We start from the raw sequence: 7,258 nt of genomic DNA, 5'->3' as shown, positions 1-7,258 counted from the left end.
GGACGGGGTGGCGGGGCGGGGCGCGGGGTGACGGGCAGCGGACGTTGTCCGGGCGCCTGCCCGGCCGGTTGCTCGACGCGTCGTTCGACGCGCGGCGGCGGTGGCGCGGCGATGCCGGCCTCCAGCGTCGCGACGCGGCGGTGCAGCCGGAACAGGGCAACCGACAACAGGATCACCACGAGGAGGAGCACTTCCGTCACTGCCCCCGATTGTGGCACAGGCGGGCCGCCGGTGTCGCCCCCTTCCGTCGACGTCGTGGCAGGAGGCCGTTTCGATGCAATTCTACGGTTCGACCATTTCGCCGTTCGTCCGCAAGGTGGCGGTCTTTGCCGAGGAAAAGGGGATCGCGTTCGACCTGGTCCCGACCGCGCCCGGCGACGCGTCGCCCGCGTTCCGCGCGATCAGCCCGTTCGGCCACATCCCGGCGATGGTCGATGGCGATTTCGCGCTGGCCGATTCGAGCGCGATCGTTAGCTATCTGGAAGCGAAATATCCCGAACCGGCGCTGATTCCCGCCGATCCGCAGGCGCGCGGCCGCACGATCTGGTTCGACGAGCTGGCCGATACGGTGATCTTCGCCACGGGACGGGTCATGCTGTTCAACCGCGTGGCCGGGCCGTTGCGCGGGCTGCCGGTCGATCCGGCGGCGGCCGATGCGGCGGAGCGCGAACAATGGCCGCCGATCCTCGCGCACCTCGAACTGGTTATCGGTGACCGCGCATTTCTGGTCGGAGAGGCGCTGACGCTGGCGGATATCGCGGTGACGAGCGTCATCGCCAGCACGCTGCACGCCACCCGGCCGATCGACGCGGCGGCATATCCGTGCCTGACGCGCTATCTGACGACGATGCTGGCGCGTCCTGCCTTTGCGCAGCGGCTGGAATCCGAACGTCGGTTCATTACGAAGATGCAGGCAAGGGTTTGAGATGATTGTTAAGTTTGTGAAGTGCCATGGGTCGGGGAATGATTTTCCGTTGATCGACGCGCGCGATATCGTGCTGGACGATGCCGGATGGGCGCGGGTGGCGCGGGCGCTGGCGGATCGGGCGGGTGATGTCGGCGGGGATGGGCTGTTACTGCTAACCCCTTGTGATGACGAAAATATATTTGGTATGCGGATGTTCAATCCCGATGGGTCGGAGGCGGAGACGTGCCTGAACGGATTGCGCTGTACCGCGCGGCTGGGGTTCGAGGTGACCGGGACCGATGCCGGGCAGGTGCGGCTGAAACAGAGCGCGGCGCAGGCGCGGGCGGTCGCGCCGATCGCAGCGGGCGTGACGACGATCGAGACGAAGGTCGGGCCGGTATCGCTGGTCCCTGGCGATGTCGGGCTGACCGGCGGGGCCGCGCCGTTCGTCGATGCGCCGATCCCCGGCCTGCCAAGCGACCGCGCCTTTACCGCGGTGGCGATGCCCAACCCGCATCTGGTGGCGTTCGTCGATGCGGTCGACGAGGGCGAGCTGGTGACGCTGGGCGACTGGTGCGAGGCGGGCCCGGCGCTGATCCCGGCGCGGGCCAATGTCAGCTTCGTCGAACTGCGCGAGACGGGCCATGCGCCTGCGCTGTTCGTGCGGACCTATGAGCGCGGCGTGGGGCTGACCGACAGCTGCGGCAGCGCGATGGCGGCATCGACGCTGGCGGCGGCGCGGACCGGGCGGATCGGCTGGGGAGTGGAGACGCGCGTCTTCAATCGCGGCGGCATGGTGCGGGCGACGGCCGCGGTCGGCGACATCGTGACCATCGCGGGTAACGCGACGTTCGAATGGGACGGCGAGATCGAGGTCGATCCGGCGACCGGCGCGGTCGGGGCGCTGCGGATACTGGGGCGGCGCGAGGAGGAGGTCGCGGCGTGGGACGCAATGCTGGCGGGGTTGTGAGGGGGGCGTCTTTAGCGAATACCCCATCCGTTCGTCCTGAGTAGCCGCTAAGCCTGTCGAAGCGGCGTATCGAAGGAGCGGTGCTTCGATACGGGCCTTCGACTTCGCTCAGTCCCTACTCGGCATGAACGGTTTTGCTTGTTGTCGTAACGCTCTTGTCGCGACGGCGGTGGCTGACGCGTTCTCGACTGGCGCTTCTCGACAAGCTCGAAGCTGCTCGAACCGAACGGGAATGGAACCGACCGGTGTGGGCGTGGTCAGGCGAGTGAGCAGGTGCGTAGGGGGTCGCCCCCCTACGCCGTCCGCTCCGCCATCGCCGCCTCGACCGTGGCCAGTCCTTCGGCGCTCGCGATCGCGAGGTCGAGCGGGCGGCCGCCAAGGGCGTCGTCATGAGCGTTGAGGAACGCCATCGCCGCGTCGCGTTCGCCGAAGCGGCGGAAGGCGCTGGTCGCGACCTGGCCCTGTCGGCTGGCCTGTTCGGGGGTCAGGCGGACGGTCGTGTACTTGCGGCGGAACTTCATCGCGCCGGGGCGGGGCGCCGGTTCGGCCGGGGCCGCTTCGGCAGGCGCCGCGTCGACCGGCCCGGCATCGGCCGGGACCGCGTCGAGCAGGTCGGGCGTGGTCTGTTCGGCGAGCGCGCTCATGCGGTCACCATCCGGCCCGACGCACCGAGCAGGTCGCGCAGCGACTCGATCCGGCGTTCATAGCCGCGTGCCATGCCGCCATGGGCATGGGCGGCTTCGGGCGAGGCGGCGGTGGCGACGCGCATCAGCGCGACCTGATGGCGATGCAGAAGATAGTTGAGGTCCATGTTCGACGCTCCAACAGCGTAAGCGGAAGCGCGCACGTCTCCCGGTCGCTGGCGCCTACGGACCATCTGCCAACGATGGATGCCATATGGGGATGCGCAGCCCCGCGACAAGGCGGTGCGCCGCAACCAAACCGGCCCTGCCGGAGTTTATGCGCCGAAGGAGACGTCGATGGCCTCCACGCCCCGAAACGCCGCAGTCGGGCTGTTGTCCGGCGTCCTGCTGTGCCTGTGTCCGGTGCCCGTGTCCGCACAGGATACGGGAGCCGCGATGGACATGACCGGCATGGGCATCTACGCGATGGAGGACGCGATGATGGAGGCTGCCGGTGCCCGCGTCGCGTCCGCCGGACCGTCGCTGCGGCGCCAGTTCGCCGCGCCGCCGGCCGCCCGCCCCGCGCCGGTCGCCTCCCTGCCCTATCGCGTCGACCCGGGCGTGCGGCAGAAGGTAGTGCGGATCTTCCTCGACAACGGTCCGAAGGACCCGGGCTATGTCGCAGAGGTGAAGCAATATGTCGCCAGCGGCCGCGTGTTCCGCGAATTCGCCGGAATCGCACCCCGCTTCGGCTTCCGTACCGGCGACGCCGTGGATGCCTATGCCTTCTACCTGATGGTGCAATGGGGCCTCGCCAACGACTATCGCCCCGATCCGACGCGTGCGCAGGTCGCGGGCGTGCGCGCCCAGGCGGCGCGGGCGCTGGCCCCCATGGCGGGATCGCTCGGATCGTCGGCCGCGCGTCAGGAGTTCGCCGACACGTTGATCGCGCAGGGCGTGCTGATGGCTGCCGCGCACGGATACGCCGTAAAGCAGGGCGACACGGCGACCCTGCGCAAGCTGGCCAGCTATGCCCGCCGCGGCGGCGCGAAGGTATTCGACATGGACCCGACGCGGCTGGCACTGGTGAACACCGGGTTCCGGCCGCGATAGCGCCGCAGCGTTTGATCCATCCGACTGTAAACGTCACCCCGGCGAAGGCTGGGTCTCCATCGGCGCCTGCTGCGCGCTGTCACCGGGAGATCCCGGCCTTCGCCGGGATGACGCCCGTTTCCATACGGATGGATCAAACTCCGGCGACGCGGGTAACGACAGTTCCTCGCCGGACGGCGCGATGCGATCGATCCCGACCGCCCGTCCGGCGATGCCGTTCGATCGTCCCTAGAACGAACCATATGGGAATATCGCGCTTGACATCGTCACGCTGATCTGGCACAAAACAGGAACATCGGGAATTGTAGGGATCGGGGCCGGGCGGAGACGCTGTCGGCCCCGAACCGCGTCTGGGGGGCGGGATATGGACAGGGAAGAGGTGCTGACCAGTGGCGGCAATCGTCCGGTGCAAAAACAGCGCATTGCAGCGGGATGGACGCCAAGCCGGCGCGAACGGTTTCTCGACCACGTCGCCGCGACCTGCAACGTGCGCGCCGCAACCGAAGCGGTCGGCCTGTCGCAGGCCAGCGTCTATGCGCTGCGGCGGCGCGATCCGGCCTTTGCCGAACAGTGGCGCATGGCGTTGCTGACCGGGTACGACCGGCTGGAAGCGATCCTGGTATCCAAGGCGATCGCCGCGCTGGAGGGGGTACAGGTCGGCGATCCCGACGCCGTCGTGGCGGGCGCGATCAGTGTGGAACAGGCGATCAAGCTGCTCGACCGGCATCGCGCGGTGGTGAGGCCGGGTAGCGGGCGTCGCGAGGCGCAGTTGCGCGCGACGCAGGCCGAAACCGACGCCATGTTGATCGCCCGGATCAAGGCGATGCGCGGCAAGCAGGAGCGACGGGCGTGAGCGGCGTCAATCCACTGGTCGCGGCGATGGCCGAACTGGACGATTCGCAGCTCGAACGCTTCCTGCTGAAGGTGACACCGCATCGCCGACGCGAACTGCTGACGCGGTTCAGGCTGTGGGCGCATGACGGGCAGACGATCGCCGATGACGACTGGACGGTATGGCTGGTCCAGGCGGGGCGCGGTTTCGGCAAGACCCGCGCGGGATCGGAATGGGTGTGCGCGCGGGCGGCCGACCAGCGCGACCTGCGCATCGCGCTGGTCGGGGCGACCCGGCGCGATGTGGAGACGGTGATGGTGCGGGGGCCGGCGGGACTGCTGGCCGTCGGGCGGCATTACGGGCCGATCACCTACCGGCCGTCGCGCGGCGTCGTCGAGTTCGGATCGGGGGCGGAGGCGCATGTCTATGCCGCCGAAAGCCCGGAGGGGCTGCGTGGCCCCGAACATCATATCGCATGGTGCGACGAACTGGCGAAATGGCGCAACGCCGATGCGACGTGGGACAACCTGATGCTGGGGATGCGGATGGGCGAGCGGCCACAGACGCTGGTGACGACCACGCCGCGCGTCATCCCGCTGCTGCGCCGCATCCGGGGGATGCAGGGGGTGCGGATCAGCGGCGGGCGGTCGCGCGACAACGCGCACCTGCCCGAAAGCTATTTCGCGCAGATCGAGGGGGCCTATTCGGGCACGCGGCTGGGGCGGCAGGAGCTGGACGGCGAACTGATCGAGGACGTCGCGGGGGCGCTGTGGTCGCGCGCGCTGATCGAGACGCGGCGGGTGGCGGAGGCGCCGGCGCTGGTGCGGGTGGTGATCGGAGTCGATCCGCCCGCCGGGGTCGATGGCGATGCGTGCGGCATCGTCGCGGTCGGGCGCGGGAACGACGGCCTTGCCTATGTCATCGAGGACGCGACCGTCGCCGGACTGTCGCCCGAGGGCTGGGCGGGGGCGGTCGCGGCGTGCGCGACGCGGCATGGCGCCGACCGGGTGGTGGCCGAATCGAACCAGGGCGGGGCGATGGTCGCAAGCGTGCTGCGCGCCGCCGATGCCGCCCTGCCGGTGACGCTGGTCCATGCGTCGCGCGGCAAGGCGGCGCGCGCCGAGCCGGTGGTGCTGTTGTACGAGAACGGGCGGGCGTTCCATGCCGGCAGCTTTCCGGCGCTGGAGGACGAGCTGTGCGGGCTGGTGGCGGGCGGCGGTTACGAGGGACCGGGCCGGTCGCCGGACCGGGCCGATGCGCTGGTATGGGCGATGCACGAGGTGATGCTGGGCGCGCGGGGGCAGGCGATGGTGCGGGTGTTGTGAGGGGGCGCAGGGCGCGCGCCCTTGCAACGGGGAGATCCCGGCCTTCGCCGGGATGACGTTCGGGGGTAGGTCGCCTCGTAATTTAGCATATCCCCGCGGTGGCGGGATCCAGGGTCGCGGGCGGTGGTGTTTGCGGCTCTGGACCCCCGCCTGCGCGGGGGTACGGCCCGCTCTTCGATCTGCTTTCTCACACCGTTTGCTTCGAGCGCACGTTCGAGCCTGTCGAGAACCGTAGTCGAGAAGGGGGGTGCCGCGAACGGGGCGTTCTCGACGGACGCTTCTCGACAGGCTCGAAGCTGCTCGAACCGAACGGAGTGGGGGTGGACGCAATCACAGGCCTCGCGGCGACGCGGGGCCTTTTTTCATTTTCGGAGGACAGCCATGAAATGGTTCGGACGCAAGGCCGGGCGCGATGGGGCGCGGCCGGTGTTGGCGCAGGGCGGGGCGACGCTGTGGCGCGAGGGGAGCGGGCCGGCGGCGGGGGGATGGGCGCAAGGCTATGAAGCGCAGGTCCGGGCCGCCTATCTGACCAATCCGATCGCGCAACGCGCGGTGCGGATCGTGGCGGAGGGGATGGCGGCGATGCCGGTCGCGGGCGATGCGCGTGCCGTGGCGCTGGTGATGGCGCGGTCGGCGGGGCAGGAATTGCTCGAAAGCGTGGCCGCGCAGCTGCTGCTGCACGGCAATGCCTATATCCAGCTGATCGACGACGGCGCGGGCGGGATCGGCGAACTCTATGCGCTGCGGCCCGAGCGGGTCACGATCGAGGCGGATGCGACCGGGTGGCCGGCGGCCTATCGCTATCGCGTCGGCGAGCGGGTGATGCGGATCGCCGCCGCCGACGGCGCGGGGCGGCCGGGGCTGGTGCATATCCGCGGCTTCCATCCGGTCGACGATCATTACGGGCTGGGGTGCCTGGGCGCGGCGGCCGGGGCGGTGGCGATCCACAACGAGGCGGCGCGGTGGAACAAGGCGCTGCTCGACAATGCCGCGCGGCCGTCGGGGGCGCTGGTCCACGATCCGGGCGATGGCGGGGTGCTGTCGGGCGAACAGTTCGACCGGCTGCGCGCGCAGATGGACGACGCCTTTGCCGGCGCGGCCAATGCCGGGCGGCTGATGCTGCTCGACGGGGGCCTCAAGTGGCAGGCGATGAGCCTGACCCCGGCGGACATGGATTTCGTAGGCCTGAAGGCGCAGGCGGCGCGCGAGATCGCGCTGGCGTTCGGGGTGCCGCCGATGCTGCTGGGGCTGCCGGGTGACAATACCTTCGCCAATTACCGCGAGGCGAACCGGGCGCTGTGGCGGCAGACGATCGTGCCGCTGGGCAACCGGGTGTTCGGTGCGATCGGGCAAGGGATCGACGGGTGGCTGGGGACGGGGGCGCTCACTGTCGATCTCGACCGGGTGCCGGCGCTGGCCGACGAGCGCGACCAGTTGTGGGCGCGGGTGGGGGCGGCGGATTTCCTGAGCGCGGAGGAGAAGCGGGGG

The 7,258-nt window shown here is 69.9% G+C and carries 8 protein-coding genes and 1 pseudogene; 6 read left to right on the top strand and 3 right to left on the bottom strand.

Annotated elements, in window-relative coordinates:
- A pseudogene (locus QLH51_RS19440) lies at positions 1-200 on the bottom strand (hypothetical protein); the annotation flags it as partial.
- Between the two features lie 74 nt (positions 201-274).
- On the opposite strand from QLH51_RS19440, the gene QLH51_RS19435 reads away from it, so the two are divergent.
- Together QLH51_RS19435 and dapF are read left to right on the top strand one after the other, a co-directional pair.
- Positions 275-925 carry a glutathione S-transferase family protein gene (locus tag QLH51_RS19435; protein ID WP_125662675.1) on the top strand — a complete coding sequence of 217 codons (651 nt, stop codon included), beginning with the start codon at positions 275-277 and terminating at the stop codon, positions 923-925.
- Between the two features lies 1 nt (position 926).
- Positions 927-1,877 carry a diaminopimelate epimerase gene (dapF, locus tag QLH51_RS19430; RefSeq protein ID WP_125662672.1) on the top strand — a complete coding sequence of 317 codons (951 nt, stop codon included), beginning with the start codon at positions 927-929 and terminating at the stop codon, positions 1,875-1,877.
- A gap of 293 nt (positions 1,878-2,170) precedes the next feature.
- Here the strand turns inward: dapF and QLH51_RS19425 are convergent, their stop codons facing one another.
- Both QLH51_RS19425 and QLH51_RS19420 read right to left on the bottom strand, forming a co-directional pair.
- On the bottom strand, positions 2,171-2,521 hold the full coding sequence (locus QLH51_RS19425) for an antitoxin Xre/MbcA/ParS toxin-binding domain-containing protein (RefSeq protein ID WP_125662669.1): 351 nt from the start codon (positions 2,519-2,521) through the stop codon (positions 2,171-2,173).
- On the bottom strand, positions 2,518-2,688 hold the full coding sequence (locus tag QLH51_RS19420) for a hypothetical protein (RefSeq protein ID WP_164516258.1): 171 nt from the start codon (positions 2,686-2,688) through the stop codon (positions 2,518-2,520). The genes QLH51_RS19425 and QLH51_RS19420 overlap by 4 nt, the downstream gene beginning before the upstream one ends.
- 169 nt (positions 2,689-2,857) lie before the next feature.
- Between QLH51_RS19420 and QLH51_RS19415 the strand changes: the two genes are divergently transcribed.
- The 4 genes from QLH51_RS19415 to QLH51_RS19400 all read left to right on the top strand — a co-directional run.
- Entirely contained in the window at positions 2,858-3,613 is a 756-nt protein-coding gene (locus QLH51_RS19415; RefSeq protein WP_125662666.1) for a DUF6683 family protein, read from the top strand.
- A 364-nt stretch (positions 3,614-3,977) separates the two neighbouring features.
- Entirely contained in the window at positions 3,978-4,466 is a 489-nt protein-coding gene (locus tag QLH51_RS19410) for a hypothetical protein (RefSeq protein ID WP_125662663.1), read from the top strand.
- A 26-nt stretch (positions 4,467-4,492) separates the two neighbouring features.
- Positions 4,493-5,770, top strand: coding sequence for a terminase large subunit domain-containing protein (locus tag QLH51_RS19405; protein WP_125662678.1), 1,278 nt, complete (start codon positions 4,493-4,495; stop codon positions 5,768-5,770).
- A 381-nt stretch (positions 5,771-6,151) separates the two neighbouring features.
- Positions 6,152-7,258, top strand: a 1,107-nt coding sequence (locus QLH51_RS19400) for a phage portal protein (RefSeq protein ID WP_125662660.1), incomplete at its 3' end; no start/stop codon positions are given.

The sequence above is a fragment of the Sphingomonas sp. 2R-10 genome (assembly GCF_030062225.1).
Lineage (GTDB): Bacteria > Pseudomonadota > Alphaproteobacteria > Sphingomonadales > Sphingomonadaceae > Sphingomonas.
This window is presented reverse-complemented; position numbering and strand designations above follow the sequence as displayed.